Here is a 19290-nt window from a genome sequence, read left to right on the forward strand (position 1 = left end):
CCCGCCGGCCGGCTTAGGCCACCGCTTCCCCCAAACAAAACAACTTCACCACAACGGGCGGTTGGTATCGGCGGGTTTCGAGGCGCGGGGGGTGGGTTGGCGGCCTTTGTCGATGGGGGAGTGGGGGTGGGGGTGGGGTGGCGCCTTGTACCTCGATGGGGTTGCTTTCGTGGTGCCTCGGGCTGGGGTGCGTGCGAGGCTGGGTGGGGTACTGGCGTCCAGTCCATGAGGGGGAACGGTGATGAGTGAGCATTACCCGATTGCGGTTGTGGGGGCGGGGTTGGGCGGGCTGGTGGTGGCTCGGGTTTTGCGGGTGAACGGGGTTGAGGCGGCCGTCTTTGAGGTGGAGGCGTCGGCGGGGGTGCGGGGGCAGGGGGGGATGTTGGACATTCATGAGGAGTCGGGGCAGGTGGCGTTGCGGGCGGCGGGGCTCTATGCGGAGTTTCGGGCTCTTGTGCATCCGGGTGGGGAGGCGTTGCGGGTTGTTGACAAGTGGGGGCGGTTGCGGCTGGCTGAGGAGGATGACGGTACTGGGGGGCGGCCTGAGGTGGATCGGGGGCAGTTGCGGGATTTGTTGCTGGGGTCGCTCGCGGGCGACACTGTCCATTGGGGACGTAAGGTTGTCGCGGTAAAGTCCATTGGGGACGGTGTGCATGAGGTTGGGTTTGCCGATGGGACGAGTATTACCACCGACTTGTTGATTGGTGCGGATGGTGCGTGGTCGCGGGTTCGGCCGTTGCTCTCCGGCGCTGTGCCTGCCTACACGGGTATTTCCTTCATTGAGGTCGACCTGCTTGACGCTGATGAGCGGCATCCGGGTAGTGCGGCGTTGATTGGGCCGGGGTCGTTCATGTGTTTGGGGGACGGGAAGGGGTTTTTGGCGCACCGCGAGTCGGATGGGAGTTTGCACGTCTATGTCGCGCTGCCTGCCACTGTGGACTGGCTTGCCGGGGTCACTGATCCCGAGGTGATCAAGGCGGCTGCGTTGGCGCGGTTTGACGGGTGGGCGGATGAGCTACGGGCGTTGATTGTCGAGGCGGATGGCGGGGTGGCGCATCGGCTCATTCACGCGTTGCCGGTTGGGCATCGGTGGGCGGCGAAGGCGGGGGTGACGTTGGTTGGTGACGCCGCTCATCTGATGTCGCCGTTTGCTGGGGAGGGGGCCAATTTGGCGATGCTTGACGGTGCCGAACTGGCCCTCGCCGTCGCGGGTGGGGTGGCGTTGGCCGAGTACGAGCGGGAGTTGTTCGCGCGTAGTGAGGTGGCGGCGGCGGAGTCGGCGGCCAATCTCGAGATGATGTTCGGGGTGGACGGGTTGGATCGGTTGCTGGGTATGTTCGCGGGCGGACAGCCGTGATTGTCTGTCTACTTCGGACCAAATGGGAGGGGTCAGCCGGATGCGACGGCGGCGGCGAGGCGAGGGGCGATGGCGGGGAGGCGGGTGGGCAGCGCGGCGGCGGGAACCGGTGTTGGCTGCTGCGGGGTGACCAGGCCCAACTGGCCCGCCAGCACGCCTGCCTGGAAGCGGGAGGTCGCGCCGATGTCCTGCATGATGCGGGCGACGTACCGCCGGTACGTGCGCACTGAGACGCCCAGTTCGCGGGCGGCGCTCTCGTCGGTCTGGCCGCGGGCCAGGCAGCCGAGCACACGGGCGGTGGGTTGCTCGTCGGTCTCACCGCCGCGTGGGGCGGGGGCGGCGGTGTCCCAGATGCTGTTGAGCAGGGTCTGCAGCGCGTTGGCGATGGCGGGCTGGTGCAGGATGATCGCGTAGTTGTGCTCCGGCTGGGCGCCGTGCACGATCGCCGAGGCGCCGTCGACGATGATGATCTCTTCCTGCGAGCAGGTGGCGACCCGCAGCTCCACCTCCGGGGTGACCGCGTCGGTGAACCAGCTCTCCCTGGTCAGGCCCACCGAGTCCGGCGACCACAGCAGCCGCACCTTCACCCCGCGCTTGACCACCGCGTTGAGCGAGCCGTTCATCACCTGCAGGCAGGTCGGCGACATCCGCCGCTGCGGCAGCACCGCGATCAGCTCGTGCCGCGCGGACGCGGTCAGCTCCTCGGCCGCGGCGAGCACGGCCTGGTCGGTCGGGGCGATGCGGACCGTCAGGTGGCGCGGCTCGCCCACCTCCTGCCGCGACATCGCCAGTTCGAGCAGTGAGTGCGCCTGCAGCAGCACCTGCTCCAAGTAGTTCCCCGAACCCACCATCGTCGTCGCCTGTGCCATCCGCCGCCTCCCTCGGCCATGACTCCGCGCACCCAGGACACCGGAGAGGACCGCGCGAACTGCCCCGAAACCAGTGTCCGGGCGCCCTCGACCGGAGTCGTCCTTCACACCAAAGCGTCGCCACTGTGGTGCTGACGATACTAGGACGTTCGAACTGATCCTTGAGTTCCATTTCGCTAAACAAGGAGCGGCCTGGACGGTTTCCGATACGCCGAAAGGCCGTATCCAGGTCGTTGATTTCGCAAATATATACCCGGGTAGCCGCCGCGGCGTTGGTCCTGGTAGGACGCGTGGTGTCCGGAGTGGTCCCCGGTCCGGTTGACACTGGACATCGCGGGTTCACCCGCTGGTCGGAACCGCGTCCCAGTGTGTGCGGTAGGGAATGCGACTACCATGGACTGTGCACTTGCGACGAATGTCGCAGCGGCGGCGGCAGTTGGCTGCCCGCCGCGCGCACCATACCGGACCTGTTCGACGCGTCGATCATCGGTGTGAATTGCGCGACTCCGACGAACCGCCAACCTGCCGTTCCGGCCGGGGTGAACGCCATTCACGTCTGGATATCGCCGGTGTTTGCGTTGGTAATTGTTCAGGGTTCAAGCAAACCGAGGCGGCCCGCGCGCACCCCGGCCTGGAACCGGGACGCGGCGCCGAGGTCGCGGGTGATCTGCGCGACGTACCGGCGGTAGGTGCGCACCGAGATGCCCAGCATCCTGGCCGCCACCTCGTCGGTCTGCCCGCCGTCGAGCAGGCTCAGGATGCGCCGGGCCAGGTCGAGCGGCACCCGCAGCCGGGCCAGGTCCGCGCGCGGGGTCGCCGCCGCCCACGCCGAGCGGGCCAGCAGCTCCACCGCGGCCACCGCGGCCCGGTCGCGCATCAGCACCGCGCCCGCACCCGGCGTCGCCCGCACCAGGGCCACCCGCCCGTCGCACACCAGCAGGTCGGCCAGCGGCAGCGGCGCCAGCCGCACCTCCGCCAACGCGTCCAAGGTGGCCAGCAGCCTGGTCGCCTGCTTGTCCTCCAGCGACAGCGGCGAGCTCAGCACCCTCGTCCGCGCGCCCGCGCGGGACGCCGAGGCCACCGCGTCGAGCACCCGGTCCGCCTCGTACGGACCGAGTTCACGCGCGGGCAGCGCCCACACGACCTCCGCGGTGGCCTGCGAGGCCAGCTTGGTGGCCAGCGCGCGCACCGCGGCGGCGTCGCCGGGCAGGCCGCCGGACTCCAGACCGCGGTCGGACCGGTGGTGCGTGATCGCCGACTCGATGAGGTTCTGCGCCTCGCGCAGCACGTCGAGCAGCTCGCCGCCGTCCGGACCTGTGCGCGGTTCCACCGACCAGACCTCCCGAGGGTTTTCCGGCGCCCGGGTCCCGCTCGGTTCCGCGGTCCGCGACCCACTGGCCCCACCACACCGAACGCCCGCCGAACGCGCCGTCGACGACGAGTCCAGAGTAGACGCGGCGGTGCCCGGCGACGGGCTCGTCGACAACAAGGTGTCGCCGTACCAGGCGGTAATGCCCTGGCCGGAGCAAACGCGACTGCCCGGTGGCGGGCGGCGTGACAGGTTTGTGTCAACGCCCGCGCACGTTCCGCCGAATGCCCTACCCTCCGACTCATGACCGCCCTGCCGGACGTATCGCCCCACTCGCAGGCCATCCGGAACCCCCGGCGGTGGCTCGCCTTGGCTGTCCTGGTGGTTGCCCAGTTGACCGTGTGGCTGGACAACACCATCCTCAACGTCGCCATCAGCACCCTGGCCGACCCGGTGAAGGGCGTCGGCGCCTCACCGAGCGAACTGCAGTGGAGCATCAGCTCCTACACCCTCGTCTTCGCCACCTTGTTGTTCACCGGTGGTGTGCTCGGCGACCGCTACGGCCACCGGCTGGTGCTGCTCGCGGGGATGGTGGTCTTCGGCGCCGCCTCCACCTGGGCCGCCTACGCGGACAGCGCGCACGAACTGATCGTGGCCCGCGCGGTGATGGGCGTCGGCAGCGCGCTGGTCATGCCCGCGACGCTGGCGATCATCAACTACGTCTTCGACGGCAAGGAGCGGGCGACCGCCATCGCGATCTGGTCCGGGTCGTCCGGGCTGGCCATCGCCGCCGGGCCGCTGGTCTCCGGCGCGCTGCTGGAGCACTTCTGGTGGGGCTCGATCTTCCTGGTCAACCTGCCGTTCGTCGTGGTCGGTGTCGCGGGCGCGCTGGCGTTCATCAAGGAACACCGCTCCACCAAGAAGGTCCGCTTCGACCCGCTGGGCATGGTCCTGTCCACGGTCGGGTTGTTCGCGTTGGTCTACGGGGTGATCGAGGGCGGGCACCAGGGCACCTGGGCGACGCTCGACGTGCTCGGCCCGATGGTGCTCGGCGCCGTGCTGTTGGTGGTTTTCGTACTGGTGGAACTGCGGATCACCGCGCCCAGTTTCGACGTGCGGCTGTTCCGCAGCGCGGGCTTCACCGGCGGCAGCGTCTCGGTGATGCTCACCTTCTTCGGTCTCACCGGCACCATGTACTACTCGAACCTCTACCTCCAGGGCGCGCGCGGGCTGTCCCCCCTGGAGTGCGGCCTGACGTTGGCGCCGGTCGCCGCTGGTGTGGTCATCGGCGCCCCGCTGTCGGCGGTGCTGGTGCGCGCGCTGGGCATCCGTCCGGTGGTGACGGTGGCCATGCTGGTCGCGGTCGCCACCTTCTACGCGTACGTGTGGTTCGGCATGGACACGCCGCTGGGCTGGTTCGCGGTGCTGATGGTGGTGCAGGGCCTGGCGCTGGGCGCGGTGATGGCGCCCACCACCGAGGCGATCATGGCCTCGCTGCCGCAGGAGAGCTCCGGCGCGGGCTCGGCGGTGAACAACGCCATGCGCCAGATCGGCGGTGTGCTCGGCGTCGCGGTGCTCGGCTCGGTGCTGTCGATGACCTATACCGCCGACGTCTCCGGCAAGCTCCCGCCGCTGCCCGAGGCGGCCCGCTCGGCGGCGACCGAGTCGGCCGAGGGCGCCAGGGTCGTCGCCGCGCACGCCAAGCTGCCCCAGTTGGTCGACGTCGCCAACACCTCTTTCGTGCACTCGATGCACGTCACCACCGTGGTGGGCGCCGCGGTGTCCGCGCTCGGCGTCGTCGTCGCGCTGGTGTTCTTCCGCAAGCGCCGCGAAGCCTGAGCTCTCTCCAGGACGAGCGGGGGTGGGCCGAATGGCCCACCCCCGCTCTTTTTGGTTTCATTGTCCCCGCAATCGAAGTGCGGATGATCGGGGAAATGCCGACGAGGTTGCCTTTTTCGCGAAAAGCGTGACCCACGCCTCAACTCGGAACCACTGGCGGTTTCCGGACGGCCCAAGTGGACTGTGCATCGGACCGCGCTGATGACCACCCGGATGACCTTGCGGATAACGCCGGTGAACGCCCGGGTTCCTCGGCGGTCGAACTCCACGTGTATTGCCGGGGATTTACCGCGGGGGCCCTGGCAGCAAGGTGTCAGCGGCGTTCACAGCGTGACAGCTTGTGGCAATACGCGGGTGTGCGGACTCTTCCGGCACTTAGGCTCGGGCCATCCACTCCACACCGGACATTGGAGATCCTTCGTGCCCACGATCACCGAAGAGCGCACGGTACAGATCAAGGACATCGTGTGCGACATCCTTGAGCTCGAGCCGGAGGAGGTCACCCCGACCTCTCTGTTCAAAGAGGACCACGACGCGGACTCGTTGCGCGCCATCGAGATCCTGGCCTCGCTGGAGAAGGCGTTCAACATCACCATCGACCAGAGCGAGCTGCCCCGGATGGTGAACCTCGAGGGCGTCTACACCGTGGTCGCCGAGAGCGCCAACTGGAACTGACATGACCCAGGCAGCCAATCGGGTAGTCATCACCGGCCTGGGCGTCGTGTCCAGCATGGGGCTGGGTGTGGACGAGTTCCGCGCGGGCCTGCGGGCAGGCCGGGACACCGCCCGGCCCATCACCGCGTTTTCCACGGTCGGGTTCGACCACGCCAATGGTTGCGAGATCACGGGCTTCGAGCCCGCGGCCTGGATCACCGAGCTGGTCCCGGCTGAACTCGGCCGGGCCAGCCAGTTCGCCGTGGCCGCGGCGCGGATGGCGATCGACGACGCCGCGCTGTCCGTGCCGCGGCTGCGCGACGCCCGGTCCCTGGTGACCATCGGCACCACCGACGGCGAGTCGCGCGACCTCGACGGACTGGTCGAGGTCGAGGTCGGGCAGGGCCCGGCGGCGATGGACCCGGTCGCGGCCCGGCGGGTGCCCGCCGGTCGGCTCGCCGCCGCCATCGCCCGCGAGTTCGCCCTCACCGACACCGAGGCGGTCACCATCCCGACCGCGTGCTCCGCGGGCAACTACGCCATCGGCTACGGTTACGACGCGGTGCGCTCCGGCGAGGTCGACTTCGCCCTCGTGGGTGGCGCGGACGCGTTGTGCCGCAAGACTTTCACCGGCTTCTACCGGCTGGGCACGATCGCGCCGCAGCGGTGCCAGCCGTTCGACGTCGACCGCAAGGGCATCCTCACCGGCGAGGGCGCCGGCGTGCTGCTGCTGGAGAGCGAGCAGTCCGCCAAGGCCCGCGGCGCGCGGATCTACGCCGAGGTGCTCGGCTACGGCCTGTCCTGCGACGCCGACCACCCGGTCGCGCCGAACCAGGCCGGTGTGGCCCGGTGCATGCGGCTCGCGCTGGAGAACGCCGGTGTCAAGCCGGACGAGGTGGACTTCATCTCCGCGCACGGCACCGGCACCAAGGCCAACGACGTCACCGAGGCGGGCGCGATCCGCCAGGTGTTCGGCGACACGCCGCCGCGCACGGTGTCCATCAAGTCCATGATCGGCCACTCGATGGGCGCGGCGAGCGCGCTGGCCTCCATCGGCTGCGCGCTGGCGATCACCGACGGGTTCATCCCGCCGACGATCAACCACAACCAGACCGACCCCGAGATCAACCTGGACTGCGTGCCCAACCACGCGGTCGAGGCGGAGCTCAACGTGGTGCAGAACAACGGCTTGGCCTTCGGCGGCAACAACGCCGTCACCGTCTACGGCCGCTACCGGGAGGCGTCGTGAGCTGGTACGTGACCGGCACCGGTGCCGTGTGCAGCGTCGGCCGCGGCACGGACGCGGTGTGGGAGGCGTTGTGCGCGGGCACTTCCGGCCTGTCGCCGCTGCGTTCGTTCGACCAGGACAAGTTCCGGGTCACCCACGCCTACGAGATCGACGACCGCGAGGGCGCCGAGGACACGCCCGCTCGGGCGACCGCCTGGCTGATCGATGCCATCGCGGAAGCCCTGTCGGACGCGGGTCTGGACGAGGACCTGTCCGGCACCCCCGTGCTCGTCGGCACCGGCCTGCGCGAGCTGCGCTCGGTGGAACTGTGGTGGGACAAGAACAAGGGCGCGGACAAGGACGGTACAGCGCAGCCCGGTGACCTGGACCGGCTGCACTTCGGCACCGCGCTGCGCGAGCGGTTCGGCGCCACCAACACCTACACGTTCTCCAACGCCTGCTCCGCGTCGCTCTACGCGCTGGCGCTGGCCACCGACCTGCTGGCGGTCGGCGAGGCGGAAACCGTGGTGGTGGCCGGGGTCGACGGGATCACCACCAGCATGCACGGCCTGCTCGACCGGGTGCACCCCGAGCCGCCGGACGCGGTGCGGCCGTTCGACCGCGCCCGCAAGGGCGTGCTGATGGGCGAGGGCGCCGCCGCCGTCGTGCTGCGCAAGCAGGACGGGGTCGACCCGGCCACCGCCAAGGGCCTGCTGCGCGCGGTCGGCGTCTCCTGCGACGCGTTCCACGTGACCGCGCCGGACCCGGTCGGCATCGCCGCCTCGGTGCGGCAGGCGCACGCCAGGGCGGGCATCAAGCCCGAGGACGTCGACCTGGTGATGCTGCACGGCACCGGCACGCTGCTCAACGACGAGGCCGAGGCCGCCGCGGTGGCCGAGGTGTTCGGCGAGCACGCGGGCGGCCCGGTGATGACCGCGGTCAAGTCGATGACCGGCCACACCTCCGGCGGCTCCGGCCTGCTCGGCCTGGTGCTGGCCACCCGGGCGCTGACCGAGGGCCGGGTGCCGCCGACCGTGGGTCTGGTGCAACCGGTCACCGAGGCCGCCGAGTTCCGGTTCGCCCGCCCCGGCGACGGCCCGGCCGACCTGTCGGTCGCCCAGGTCGACGCGTTCGGCTTCGGCGGCGTCAACGCCGTCGCCGTGATCGAGAGGACGACAGCGTGACCGGGGTGATCGGGGTCGGCGTCGCGCTGCCCGGCGTGACCGACCTGGCGGACATCGGCGGCGGTACCTTCGACCGCTCCGCGAAGGTCGACCCGGCCGCGCGGATCGGTCGCAAGGGCTTGCGCTACAAGGACCGGGCGACCCAGCTCGGCCTGGTCGCCGCGCACGACGCGCTGGTCGACGCGGGACTGTGGGTGGACGGCGCGCTGACCGTGCCCGGCGAGTCCGTCGCCGTGCTGGCCAGTTCCAACCTCGGCAACCTGGACACGGTCTGCGAGGTGTCGGCCACCATCGCCGCCGAGGGCGTGGTCAGCACCAGCCCGATGGCGCTGCCCAACGCCTCCAGCAATGTGGTGGCCTCCACCACCGCGATCCGGTTCGGTCTCAAGGGCGCGAACCTGATGGTGTGCAACGGCGCAACGTCCGGCTTGGACGCGGTGCACTGGGCGGCGACCATGCTCAACGCGGGCCGCGCCGAGTACGCCGTGGTGATCGGCGTCGAGGTGGCCAACGAGGTGACCGAGCGCTTCACCGGCAGCACCGATCTTCTCGACGGCGCCGCCGCGATCGTGCTCCAGGCGGGCGCGCACGGGGTGCCGCTCGGCCGGTTCACCCGGTCCGGTGCACTGTCCGATGTGGTCAGTGGTACCGACGGCGCCTGGTTCGTGCCGGAGGGCTTCACCGGCGAGGCGCCGATCCCGGGCCTGGCCAACGCGACCCGGCACGACCTGGCCGAGTCCTTCGGCCGGTGCGGCGGCGCCCTCGGCGTGCTGCAGTGCGCCGCGGCGACGGTGCTGCTGCGGGCGGGCGCGACCGAACCGGTCGTGGTCAGCAACGACGGCCACGAGGCCGCCGCCGGACTGGCCCTGCTGCCCACGGGGGGCAGCGCACAACCGGAGGGCAACGGGAGATGACCGACCAGACCGCTCCGATCACCGTCAACCTGGTGCGCCCCGCGCGCGGATCGGCCGACCCGGTCCGGGTGCTGCTGATGCACGGTTTGGCCAGCAGCGGCGCGGTCTGGGACGCCTTCCTCCCGTTGGCGGCCGACGCCTGCGAACTGTGGGCGGCCGAGCTGCCGTGGCGGGTGGAGGGTGTGCCGGGGTGGGCCGAGCGCACCGACGTCGGTGCCTGGGCGGCCGAGGCACTGGCCATGGTTCCCGGTGGGGTGGACGTGGTGGTGGCGCATTCCTTCGGCGCCAACACCCTGCTCGCCCACCTCGCTCACACGGACGACCTGCCCGGCGCGGTCGTCCTGGTGTCCCCCTTCTACCGACCGTCGACGGCCGACTTCGACTGGCGGGCCATCGACTACTACCTCAACGACTTCCACCTGATCCTGGCCGACGGCATCCGGGTCCGCGCGGGCGGACGGCTGACGCCGGACCGGCAGGAGGCCATGGCGGTCAAGGTCCGCGACCGGGTCGGACCGTACGGGTGGGTGCGCTTCTTCGACACCTACCTGCGCACACCGCGCCTGCCGCTGGACGGCGTGACCGCGCCGTGCCTGGTCGTCGCCGGGGAGACGGACTTCGCCGCCTTCCCCGCTGACGCCATCGCGTTGACCGGGGCGCTGCCCGACGCCCGCGTGCACGTCGTGTCCGGCTGCGGCCACTTCGCCATGGCCGAGCGGGCGGGCGAGTTCGCCGCCCTGGTCAACCAGTTCCTCAGCGACTTCCTCCGCAACCGAGCATGGGAGCCCCTTAAGTGAGCACCGACCTGCAGACCGCGCTCAAGGCGCTGCTGACGACCACCACCACGGTGTCGCTGCGGCCGCGCTACGAGGGCAACAACATCAACACCTGGATCGGCTTCAAGCACGTCAACTACCTGGTCGAAGAGGCCGTGCTGGAGCACTTCCGGGCGGCCGGGCTGCCGACGCGGGAGCTGTTCGAGTCCTACGGCCTCGGCCTGGAGATCTCCACGATCGACACCCGCATCCTCAACGCGTTCCACCTCGACGAGGTCGGCACCGCCACCGTCACCCCGAGCAGTGAGTCCGAGCTGGCGTTCCGCGTGGTGATCACCAAGGAGGGCAAGTCCGGCAAGGACGTCACCTCCAAGGTCAAGGTCACCCTGCGCCGCGAGACCTATGTCGCCCCGGCGAACGTGGTCCCCGCCGAGCTGGCCCCGTTCTCGGTCGACCGCATCGGCGGCACCGAGACCGGCGCGGACGCCGAGGACGACGTGCTGGCGCAGCTCACCCGCGACCAGAACGCCTACGGCTGGAAGTGGCGGATCCCCTACCCGTACTGCCACAACAACGAGCGCCTGCAGATGTCGGGCTACCTGCGGCTGATGGAGGAGGTCGTCGAGCTGTTCCTCGCCGACCGCGGCATCTCCATCAAGACCCTGCTCGACGAGCGCAAGTGGATCCCGGTCGTGCCGCACTCGAAGATCACCCAGGTCGACGAGGCGTGGATGGAGGAGGACCTCTACACGATCTACACCGTCGAGGAGGTCTTCAAGGACGTCACCTACACCTCGCGGATGGACACCTACGTGGTGCGCGACGGCAAGCTCGTGCTCACCTCGACCGGCACCATCACCCACGGCTACGCGATCTTCCACGACCGCAGGGACTGGAGCCTGGTCAACTTCGACGAGCGCGTGCTCAAGGCTCTGCGGGGCTGAGCGGACCATGACCGTGCTCATCACCGGACTGGGCGTGCTGTCCTGCCTGGGCGCCGGGACCGACAAGTTCTGGGCGGGCATGCGCGCCGCGCGCAGCGCCCCCGGCCGGGCCGCTGACCCGCACGCGAACATGGCGCACCCGCTGATGTACTCGGTGCCCGCGGCCGACGTGCCCTCCGGTCCCGCCGCGCTGGGCGGGTCGCCGCTGGGCCAGGCCTCGCGTTACGCGCTGGCGGCCGCCGCCGAGGCGGTGGCCGACGCGGGCCTGGGTCAGGTCGCGGACCCGACCCGGGTCGCGGTGGTGGTGGGCACCGGCATGGGTGACTCCGGGATGCACGAGCAGTGGCATCTCGACGGCGCCCCGGAGGGTGAGTGGTCCCCGGTGTTCTCCCCGGCCGCTTCCATCGGCGGCTGGTTCGGGGCCGCCGGGTCCAACACCAGCATCAGCAACGCCTGCGCGGCGAGCGGGTTCGGGCTCTCGGTGGCCGCCGACCTGATCAACTCCGGCGAGGCCGACGTGGTCATCGCCGGTGGCGCCGAGGCCTACTCCCGGGTCGCGCTGGGCTGCTTCAACCGGCTCGGCGCGATCGACGCCGAGCGGTGCAGGCCGTTCGACCGCCACCGCGGCGGCACGGTGTTCGGCGAGGGCGCCGCGATCATGGTGCTGGAGTCCGCCGAGCACGCCGCCGCCCGCGGTGCCACGGCGTACGCCGCGCTGGCCGGTGCGGGCTGGAGTTGCGACGCCTACCACTCGACCGCCCCGGAGCCGACCGGCGAGCAGATCGTCCGGGCCATGTACCAGGCGTTCGACGACGCCGGTGTCAAGCCGGCCGACATCGGCGCGGTCGTCCCGCACGGCACCGGCACCCAGCTCAACGACGTCGTGGAGAGCGGTTCGCTGGCCCAGGTGCTGGGCGGGGCGGGCCTCTCGATGGCACAGGTGCCGCTGTACAGCCTCAAGGGTCTGATCGGGCACACCGGCGGCGCGGCGGGTGCGCTGGCCGCGCTCGCAGGCGCGCTCATCGTGTCGAACCGCGAGGTCCCGCCGAGCGTCGCGCTGGGCGAGCAGGACCCGGAGTGCCCGGTGCTGCTGCCCACCCAGGCCGTCCCGCTGGAGGGCTCGGCCGTGCTGGTCAACGCCTACGCCTTCGGCGGCAACAACGTGTCCCTCGTGCTGCAGGAGGTCGAGTCGTGACCGTGGACCTCGTGGTGACCGGTGTCGGCGTGGTCGACCCGGCCGCGGGCTTCGACTACAAGGTCGAACTCGGCAAGCGCGGCTACAAGTACCTGCCGTCCGCGTCGCAGTACCTTCTCGCCGCCACCAAGCGGGCCGTCGCCGACGCCGGTGACGCGCTCGCGACGGTGCCGGAGGAGTCCCGCGCGGCGGCCGTCGGCACCAACTGCGCGGCGTCCGCGCTGCACGCGCAGATGGACCGCACGGTCATCGACGCCGACGCCAACGACCTGAGCCCGGCCACCGCGCCGTACTTCTCGATCAACCTGTTCGGCAGCCGCCTGGCCACCGAGCACGCGCTCAAGGGCTTCAACCTGACCGTCACCAGCCCGCGGGTCGCCGGACTGGAGGCGGTGCAGGCCGGTGGCCGCTCGATCGCGCTGGGCCGGGCGGGCTGGCTGGTCGCCGGTGCCGCCGAGGAGGCGCTGGACCCGGCCGAGCCGGGCGCCGACACCGCCGAGACCGGCGCGGTCGCCATCGTCTTCGAACCGGCCGCCGCCGTCGCCGCGCGTGGTGGCCGGGTGCTCGGCCGCTGCGTGGTGCGCACCGCGTTCCTCGCGCCGACCGGGCTCACGCCCGACTTGGTCGCTGGCGTCATCGGCCCGGTTCGGGCGTGGGCCGGGGACGTCCCGGTGCGCGCCGTCGTCGACTCGTCCCCGGTGGGCGAGGCGCTGGCCGCCGCGTTCGGCCCGGACACCACCGTGGTGCGGGCCGGTGCGGGCTGCCTGCGGCCGATGGCCGAGGTCGCCGCCGTGCTCGCCGCCGGTGAGCGGGCCCTGGTGGTCACCGCCGCCGCCCAAGGAAACGTCGCGTTCGCGCTCGTCACCCCCGGAGGGAACTGATGCTCACCTCGCTGCAGGGCACCTGGTGCCTGATCCTCGGCGCGTCCAGCGGCATGGGCGAGGCCACCGCGCGCGCCTGGGCGCAGGCGGGTGGCAACGTCCTCGGCGTCCACTTCGACACCGCCGAACGGCAGGAGAAGGTGACCGTGCTCCAGGAGGAGTTGCGGTCGAAGGGCGTGCAGGCGCACTTCTTCAACTACAACGCCGCCAGCGCGGACACCCGCAACGAACTGGTGCCGCGGTTCGCCGAACTCGTTGGTGCCGCGGGCATCCGGGTGCTCATGCACTCGCTCGCCTTCGGCAGCCTGGTGCCGTTCATCGCCGAGGACAAGCGCAAGGCGTTCACCTCGAAGCAGATGGACATGACGCTCAACGTCATGGCGCACAGCCTCGTCTACTGGACGCAGGACGTGCACCGCGCCGGTCTGCTCAAACGCGGCTCGAAGATCTTCGCGATGACCAGCGCGGGCGACGAGAAGGTCTCCCCGAACTACGGCGGCGTCTCGGCGGCCAAGTGCGCGCTGGAATCGCACATCCGCCAGTTGGCGCTGGAACTGGCGCCCGCGGGCATCTCGGCGAACTCGCTGCGCGCCGGTGTCACGGTGACCCCGTCGCTGGAGCGCATTCCCGAGCACAAGCAGCTCATCGAGCTGGCCACCCGGACCAACCCGCACGGCCGCCTCACCCAGTGCGACGACGTCGCCGACACGATCGTCCTGCTGGCGAGCACCGACTCGTCCTGGATCACCGGCAACATCATCGGCGTCGACGGCGGCGAAGCGCTCACCGCCTAGCCGGTTTTCGGGCAGCAGTCTCTTCAGGACAGACAGGGGAAGCACGTGACCGACACCGCGGAGATCGCCGCCGCGCCGCGCGGGGGGACGCTGCCCGCCACCGTCCGCGCGTGGCTGGCGGCGCTGCGGCTCGCGGCCCAGGACGCTTACGGCGTCTACCACCCGCCCACGGCGAAACCCGGTCGCACTCCGGAGCAGAAGGGGTTGACCAGCGAGCCCGTGCACGTGGTCACCTCACGGGACAGGGTTCGGCTGGACGGCTGGTTCGTGCCCGGCGACGGTCCGCACACGGTCGTCGTCTGCCACGGCATGGGGCGCACCAAGTCCGCGGTGCTCGACCACATCAAGCTGCTCAACGGCGCCGGCTACCACGTGCTCGCGTACGACCTGCGCAACCACGGTGCCAGCGGGCGTGACGGCAAGGTCACGGCCATGGCGAAGCGGTTCACCAGCGACCTGCGCGATGTGCTCCGGTTCGTGGCCGCCGACCCGCGCACCAAGGGCGGCAAGATCGCCGTGCTGGCGTTCTCCTTCTCCACCTGGCCCGCGATCTACGCGTTGAAGGCGGGCGGCCCCCGGGTCGCCGCGGTGATCTGCGACAGCGGACCGATGTACGACATCCCCGGTGGTTTCCGGCACTTCAGCGCGCTGCGCTGGGGGACGCTACCCGCCGAGGCGACCAGGCCGGGCGCACAGGCGTTGTACCGCAAGGTTTTCACGCTGATCGGCACCCGCATGCTGGCCGTGCGCGGCTGGCCGCCCGCGCTGCCCACCACGGTGACCCGGATGCTGTTCATCGGCGGGGCCAAGGACCAGGTCGTGCCCGCCGCCCAGGTGATGCGGGTGGCCGCCGAGTACCCCGACGCGCAGCGGTGGGTGGCGCCCGGGGCCCAGCACATGAACGGCGTCCGCCTCGATCGCGAGGAGTACCGCGAGCGCGTCACCGCTTTCCTCGCCGAAGCCTGTGGAGGGACTGCGTGAGCGCGCACCTGTTGATCGAGACCCACGGCCCGTGGGCAGGCCCCGCCTGCTCCCGCTTCCTGGCCGACGCCACCGAGTTCCTCTCCGCCGGTGACAAGGTCTGCGTGTTCCTCTTGCAGGACGGCGTGACCGCTGCCGTCGGCAAGCCGTTGCCCGAGGTGGGTGTGTTGTTGGCGGCGGGCGCCCAGGTCTGGGCCGACCGGTTCTCGTTGGAGCAGCGGGCTTTGCAGTCCGCGCCCAGAGTTGACGGCGTGCGACTGGTCACTGTGGACGAAGTGGCCCAGTTGCTGCTCGACCCGGATGTGCGGGCGGTGTGGCACTGATGGCACGCGTCCCGGAAGCTGACCTGCTGCTGGCGATCATGGGCGCCCCGCACGCCTCGGACATGGTGGCGTCCGCGCTGCGCGTCGCCGAGGCCGTTGTCGGACAAGGCGGCCGGGTCCAGGTGTGGACCTGCGGGTACGCGACCATGCTGACCCAGTCTTCGCTCGGCGACACCAAACCGCGCAACGTGGTCGACTGGTCCCGCGACTACCCGTCCACCGCGAAGACGATCGGCGACCTGCTCGGCCGCTGCGGCGGCGGGCTGACCTGGTACACCTGCCGGTTCTGCGGTGAGGAACGCGGGGTCACCACGCACATCCCCGAGGTGAAGGTGCGCCCGCCGTTCAAGTTCGGCGAACACGTCGCCGCCGCGGGCAAGACGCTGTTCCTGGGGGTGATCTGAGTGCGGTACCTGGCGATCGTGGAACGCGGCTACCGGGGCTCGGTGGAGACCCAGTTCGCCGACGTGCTGTACCTGGTCCGCGAGCTGAACCGCCAGCTCGACGGGCTCGACCTGAGCCTGCGCGGGCTCGCGGTGACCTACGCGGTGACCGCCGACCCGGTGCCGCCGGTGGTCGGGCTGGACACCCTGCCCGACCCGCGGGCGTCCCTGCGGACCCTGCTCGACGAGGGCGTCACCGTCACCGTCACCGACGACGACCTGGCGGCCGCTGGCCTGCCCGGCGACGTCCAACTGCTTCCCGGCGTGGTTCGTGGCGCCGCCCGCTGGACCGACTACCGAGCCGTCTGGTTCCTCTGAAGGAGAGTCTCAGGTGAGCACCACCCGTTACCCCGTCATCGCCGCCTGGTCCGCGGTCTCCCCGCTGGGCATGGGCGCCGCCGCGTTCACCGAGGGCCTGCGCGCGGGCGAGGTCGCCTCGTCCACTGTGGACGAGAGCTGGGCCGCCCCGGTCGAGCGGGCCTGCCTGGTGCCGGGCTTCGACATCAAGGCCATCCTGGGCCGCAAGGGCACCCGGTCGATGGACCGGGCGACCGGCCTCGCGGTCACCGCCGTCGGCCAGTTGCTCGACGGCGCACAGGGCGACGAGCGGACGGCGCTGGTCCTGGGCACCAGCACCGGCAGCGCCCAGTCCATCATGGACTTCACCAGGGACTCGCTGACCGGCGCCCGGCCGCACCTGGTCGACCCGGCCCGGTTCCCCAACACGGTGATGAACTGCGCGGCGGGCCAGTGCGCGATCTGGCACAAGCTGCAGGGCCCGAACACCACGATCGCCGCGGGCCGCGCGTCCGGCCTGCTCGCCCTGCGCTACGCGCTCCGGTTGCAGCGCAACAAGCACGCGGACCCGGTGTTGGTCGGCGCCGTGGAGGAGTTCTCCCATGCCCGCGCCTGGCTGGAGCAGCGCGCCCGCGGCCAGGTCGGCCTGCTCGGTGAGGGCTGCGCGGTGCTGCGGGTCGAGCCCAGCGGTGACGGCCTGGCCGAGGTGTTGAGCCTGGAAACCGCCATGTACCACGAGTCCGCGGGTATCCGCCCGGTGGTCAAGGCCCTGGTCGAGCGGGTCCTGCGCAGCGCGGAGATCACCCCGGCCGATGTCGCGCTGGTGTCCGAGTCCGGTTTGGATGGTGAGCTGGCCGGGGTGCGGGACGTGCTGCCGGAGGCCGAGGCCGTTGTGTGCGCCGACCTGATCGGTGAGACCTCCGCGGCGTCGGCGGCGTTCCAGACCACCGCCGTCCTCGCCACCGCGGAGGGCCGGTCCGAGCTGTCCGGCAAGTCCGCCCTGATCACCTCGGTCGACCACGACGGTGTGGTCGCCGCCGCCGTCCTGCGCCTGCGCTGATCGGCACACCTACGCGGAAAGGAGGTCTCGTGACCATCGAACTCGCTGAGCGTGGCCGGGCCGTCCTGACGCGCATCGCGGCCCTGCCCGACGACGCCTGGGTGTCCTGCCGGGGCTGCCGGGCCGTGGTGCACGGCAGCAAGCTCCGGCGCGCGGACAACGTCTGCCCCGAGTGCGGCCACCACGGCAGGCTCGGCGCCCGTGAGCGCGTCGGTCAACTCGCCGACCCGGGGTCGTTCGAGGAGCACCACGCGGACGCCACCGGGGGAGACCCGCTGGAGTTCACCGACAAGCTCGCCTACCCCGACCGGCTTGCCAAGGCCCGCAAGGGAACCGGCCTGACCGAGGCCGCAGTCGTCGGCACCGCGACCATGGGTGGCAAGCCGGTCGTGCTGGCGGTGCTGGACTTCGCGTTCCTCGGCGGCAGCATGGGTTCGGTGGTCGGCGCGAAGATCACCTACGCCGCCGAGTTGGCCGGGTCACTGCGGGTTCCGCTGATCGCGGTCTCCTCGTCGGGTGGCGCGCGGATGCAGGAAGGCATCCTGTCGCTGCTGCAGATGGCCAAGACGTCCGCCGCCATCGGCCGGATGCGGCGGGCGGGCGTGCCGTTCGTCAGCGTGCTGGCCGACCCGGTGTACGGCGGTGTGTCCGCGAGTTTCGCCGCGCTGGGCGACATCATCATCGCCGAGACCGGGACCAGGGCGGGTTTCGCCGGTCGGCAGGTCATTGAGCAGATCATCCGCCAGGCGCTGCCGAAGCGCTTCCAGACCGCGGAGTTCCTGCACGAGCACGGCCACCTGGACCTGGTGCTCAACCGGTCCGAGCTGTTCCTGGTGCTGCGCGACATCGTCGCCTGCCACGCCGCCGCCGGTACCAAGCCCGCGGAGGCGGTCCCTGCGGTCGCGGTTCAGAGCGAGGAGGCCGACGTGTGGGACGTGGTCAAGCTGGCCCGCCACCCCGGTCGCCCCAACGCCTTGGGCTACATCGAGCGCGTGTTCACCCGGTTCGTCCCGCTGCACGGCGACCGCTGGTCCGGTGACGACGAGGCCATCGTCGGCGGTCTGGCCTGGCTGGACGAGAGCCCGGTGGTCGTCATCGGCCACTGCAAGGGCCGGGACACCCCGGAGAACGTGCGCCGCAACTTCGGTATGCCGCACCCGCACGGCTACCGCAAGGCCATGCGGCTGATGACCCTCGCCGAACGCTTCGGTGTCCCCGTTGTGACCCTTGTGGACACTCCGGGCGCGTACCCCGGCATGAAGGCGGAAGAGGACAACCAGAGCGGCGCGATCGCGGAGGCGCTTGTGCTCTCGGCGGGCCTGCGGGTTCCGGTCGTCACCGTGGTCACCGGTGAGGGTGGCAGCGGCGGCGCGCTGGCCCTGGCCACTGGCGACCGGCTGCTGATGCAGCAGAACACCGTGTACTCGGTGATCAGCCCCGAGGGCTGCGCCACCATCCTGTTCGGCGACGCGGGCAAGGCACCCGACGCCGCCCGCGCGTTGCGGATGAGCGCCCCGCAGGTGCGCGGGCTCGGGATCGCCGACGAGTTGATCCCGGAGCCCGAGGGCGGCGCGCACACCGACCCCGCCGCCGCGGCTGCCGCCATCGCCGACGCCCTGCGCCGTGCTCTGCGCGAGCTGCACGGCACCGCGCCGGACGCGCTGGTGGCCGCCCGCTACCGCCGCCTGCACGGGTACGGCTCGGTCACCCTGCCCAGCCCCACCGGCCACCACCCGATCGAGGAGAACGCCCATGTCTGAGCAGACCCTTGCCGACTCCGTCGAGCGGGCCTTCGCCGAGCGGTCCCAGGTCGACCTCGGGACCCTGGTGGCGCAGGTGCGCGAGCTGGTCCGGCTGGTGGACACCACCTCGGTCAACCGCATCCGGCTCGAGTCCGGCTCGTTCCGGGTCGAGATCGAGGCCGACCAGCCGGTGATCACCGCTGTTGCCGGTGCTCAGGTCGCCGTTGCGCCGGTTGCCGCAGAGACCCCGGCTCCGGCGGGCATCGAGGTCAAGGCGTTGCTGGTCGGTGTGTTCTACCGCTGCCCGGCCCCCGGTGAGGCGCCGTTCGTCGAGGTGGGCGACCGGGTCGAGGCCGGGCAGCAGTTGGGCATCGTCGAGGCGATGAAGATGATGAACCCGGTCGTGGCCGACCGCGCGGGTGTCATCGCCGCCGTCCCGGCCACCGACGGCGAGGTCGTCGAGTTCGACCAGCCGCTGTTCGTGATCGGGGCGAGCTGAC

General features: G+C 71.0%; 20 protein-coding genes. 18 read left to right on the plus strand and 2 right to left on the minus strand.

Going from position 1 to position 19290, the window contains the following annotated elements; genetic code table 11:
* The first annotated feature begins 241 nt into the window (after positions 1-241).
* A complete protein-coding gene (locus H504_RS0122470; RefSeq protein ID WP_026424614.1) occupies positions 242-1357 on the plus strand; it encodes an FAD-dependent oxidoreductase in 1116 nt (371 codons plus the stop codon).
* 32 nt (positions 1358-1389) lie between these two features.
* Here H504_RS0122470 and H504_RS42645 read toward each other — a convergent pair whose 3' ends face one another.
* The gene (locus tag H504_RS42645; protein WP_051386142.1) at positions 1390-2226 is read right to left on the minus strand and encodes a helix-turn-helix transcriptional regulator; all 837 of its coding nucleotides are present in this window, start codon (positions 2224-2226) and stop codon (positions 1390-1392) included.
* 589 nt (positions 2227-2815) lie between these two features.
* Positions 2816-3556, minus strand: a complete 741-nt coding sequence (locus H504_RS36435) for a helix-turn-helix transcriptional regulator (RefSeq protein WP_051386143.1) — start codon at positions 3554-3556, stop codon at positions 2816-2818.
* A gap of 282 nt (positions 3557-3838) precedes the next feature.
* Here H504_RS36435 and H504_RS36440 point away from each other — a divergent pair, with 282 nt between their 5' ends.
* From H504_RS36440 to H504_RS36465, 17 genes are all read left to right on the plus strand, one after another.
* Positions 3839-5374 (plus strand): MFS transporter, encoded by a 1536-nt coding sequence (locus H504_RS36440; protein WP_051386144.1) that lies wholly within the window; start codon positions 3839-3841, stop codon positions 5372-5374.
* 420 nt (positions 5375-5794) lie between these two features.
* Positions 5795-6049 carry an acyl carrier protein gene (locus tag H504_RS43275; RefSeq protein WP_026424615.1) on the plus strand — a complete coding sequence of 85 codons (255 nt, stop codon included), beginning with the start codon at positions 5795-5797 and terminating at the stop codon, positions 6047-6049.
* A gap of 1 nt (position 6050) precedes the next feature.
* Complete coding sequence (locus H504_RS0122495) at positions 6051-7277, plus strand: beta-ketoacyl-[acyl-carrier-protein] synthase family protein (RefSeq protein ID WP_026424616.1); 1227 nt, start codon at positions 6051-6053, stop codon at positions 7275-7277.
* Positions 7274-8440 carry a beta-ketoacyl synthase N-terminal-like domain-containing protein gene (locus H504_RS0122500; RefSeq protein WP_026424617.1) on the plus strand — a complete coding sequence of 389 codons (1167 nt, stop codon included), beginning with the start codon at positions 7274-7276 and terminating at the stop codon, positions 8438-8440. Before H504_RS0122495 ends, H504_RS0122500 begins: the two co-directional genes overlap by 4 nt.
* Positions 8437-9354 (plus strand): beta-ketoacyl synthase N-terminal-like domain-containing protein, encoded by a 918-nt coding sequence (locus H504_RS36445; protein ID WP_035305432.1) that lies wholly within the window; start codon positions 8437-8439, stop codon positions 9352-9354. Before H504_RS0122500 ends, H504_RS36445 begins: the two co-directional genes overlap by 4 nt.
* On the plus strand, positions 9351-10151 hold the full coding sequence (locus H504_RS36450; RefSeq protein ID WP_051386145.1) for an alpha/beta fold hydrolase: 801 nt from the start codon (positions 9351-9353) through the stop codon (positions 10149-10151). The genes H504_RS36445 and H504_RS36450 overlap by 4 nt, the downstream gene beginning before the upstream one ends.
* Entirely contained in the window at positions 10148-11074 is a 927-nt protein-coding gene (locus H504_RS0122515; RefSeq protein ID WP_026424618.1) for a hypothetical protein, read from the plus strand. Before H504_RS36450 ends, H504_RS0122515 begins: the two co-directional genes overlap by 4 nt.
* 7 nt (positions 11075-11081) lie before the next feature.
* Positions 11082-12269, plus strand: a complete 1188-nt coding sequence (locus tag H504_RS0122520) for a beta-ketoacyl synthase N-terminal-like domain-containing protein (RefSeq protein WP_026424619.1) — start codon at positions 11082-11084, stop codon at positions 12267-12269.
* Positions 12266-13150: a beta-ketoacyl synthase N-terminal-like domain-containing protein gene (locus H504_RS36455; protein ID WP_084468027.1), complete on the plus strand. Its 885-nt coding sequence runs from the start codon at positions 12266-12268 to the stop codon at positions 13148-13150. Before H504_RS0122520 ends, H504_RS36455 begins: the two co-directional genes overlap by 4 nt.
* The gene (locus H504_RS0122530) at positions 13150-13944 is read left to right on the plus strand and encodes an SDR family oxidoreductase (RefSeq protein ID WP_026424620.1); all 795 of its coding nucleotides are present in this window, start codon (positions 13150-13152) and stop codon (positions 13942-13944) included. The genes H504_RS36455 and H504_RS0122530 overlap by 1 nt, the downstream gene beginning before the upstream one ends.
* Before the next feature lie 45 nt (positions 13945-13989).
* Positions 13990-14925 (plus strand): alpha/beta hydrolase, encoded by a 936-nt coding sequence (locus H504_RS0122535; RefSeq protein WP_026424621.1) that lies wholly within the window; start codon positions 13990-13992, stop codon positions 14923-14925.
* The gene (locus tag H504_RS0122540; protein ID WP_026424622.1) at positions 14922-15248 is read left to right on the plus strand and encodes a hypothetical protein; all 327 of its coding nucleotides are present in this window, start codon (positions 14922-14924) and stop codon (positions 15246-15248) included. The genes H504_RS0122535 and H504_RS0122540 overlap by 4 nt, the downstream gene beginning before the upstream one ends.
* Positions 15248-15652 carry a hypothetical protein gene (locus tag H504_RS0122545; RefSeq protein WP_026424623.1) on the plus strand — a complete coding sequence of 135 codons (405 nt, stop codon included), beginning with the start codon at positions 15248-15250 and terminating at the stop codon, positions 15650-15652. The genes H504_RS0122540 and H504_RS0122545 overlap by 1 nt, the downstream gene beginning before the upstream one ends.
* Complete coding sequence (locus tag H504_RS0122550) at positions 15653-16009, plus strand: hypothetical protein (protein ID WP_026424624.1); 357 nt, start codon at positions 15653-15655, stop codon at positions 16007-16009. It abuts the gene before it with no gap.
* Positions 16010-16022: 13 nt separating this feature from the next.
* A complete protein-coding gene (locus H504_RS0122555; RefSeq protein ID WP_026424625.1) occupies positions 16023-17048 on the plus strand; it encodes a beta-ketoacyl synthase N-terminal-like domain-containing protein in 1026 nt (341 codons plus the stop codon).
* Positions 17049-17083: 35 nt separating this feature from the next.
* On the plus strand, positions 17084-18808 hold the full coding sequence (locus H504_RS36460) for an acetyl-CoA carboxylase carboxyltransferase subunit alpha (protein ID WP_425394071.1): 1725 nt from the start codon (positions 17084-17086) through the stop codon (positions 18806-18808).
* Positions 18801-19289 carry an acetyl-CoA carboxylase biotin carboxyl carrier protein gene (locus H504_RS36465; protein ID WP_051386146.1) on the plus strand — a complete coding sequence of 163 codons (489 nt, stop codon included), beginning with the start codon at positions 18801-18803 and terminating at the stop codon, positions 19287-19289. The genes H504_RS36460 and H504_RS36465 overlap by 8 nt, the downstream gene beginning before the upstream one ends.
* Position 19290: the final 1 nt, after the last annotated feature.

The sequence above is a fragment of the Actinokineospora inagensis DSM 44258 genome, from assembly GCF_000482865.1.
Classification (GTDB): Bacteria; Actinomycetota; Actinomycetes; order Mycobacteriales; family Pseudonocardiaceae; genus Actinokineospora; species Actinokineospora inagensis.

Bases quoted from the DNA above. Each gene is read 5' to 3' on its own strand.
- H504_RS36465 (WP_051386146.1), top strand. From the start codon at position 18,801: ATGTCTGAGCAGACCCTTGCCGACTCCGTCGAGCGGGCCTTCGCCGAG.
- H504_RS0122470 (WP_026424614.1), top strand. From the start codon at position 242: ATGAGTGAGCATTACCCGATTGCGGTTGTGGGGGCGGGGTTGGGCGGG.
- H504_RS0122495 (WP_026424616.1), top strand. From the start codon at position 6,051: ATGACCCAGGCAGCCAATCGGGTAGTCATCACCGGCCTGGGCGTCGTG.
- H504_RS0122545 (WP_026424623.1), top strand. From the start codon at position 15,248: ATGGCACGCGTCCCGGAAGCTGACCTGCTGCTGGCGATCATGGGCGCC.
- H504_RS0122530 (WP_026424620.1), top strand. From the start codon at position 13,150: ATGCTCACCTCGCTGCAGGGCACCTGGTGCCTGATCCTCGGCGCGTCC.
- H504_RS36450 (WP_051386145.1), top strand. From the start codon at position 9,351: ATGACCGACCAGACCGCTCCGATCACCGTCAACCTGGTGCGCCCCGCG.
- H504_RS0122520 (WP_026424619.1), top strand. From the start codon at position 11,082: ATGACCGTGCTCATCACCGGACTGGGCGTGCTGTCCTGCCTGGGCGCC.
- H504_RS36440 (WP_051386144.1), top strand. From the start codon at position 3,839: ATGACCGCCCTGCCGGACGTATCGCCCCACTCGCAGGCCATCCGGAAC.
- H504_RS42645 (WP_051386142.1), bottom strand. From the start codon at position 2,226: ATGGCACAGGCGACGACGATGGTGGGTTCGGGGAACTACTTGGAGCAG.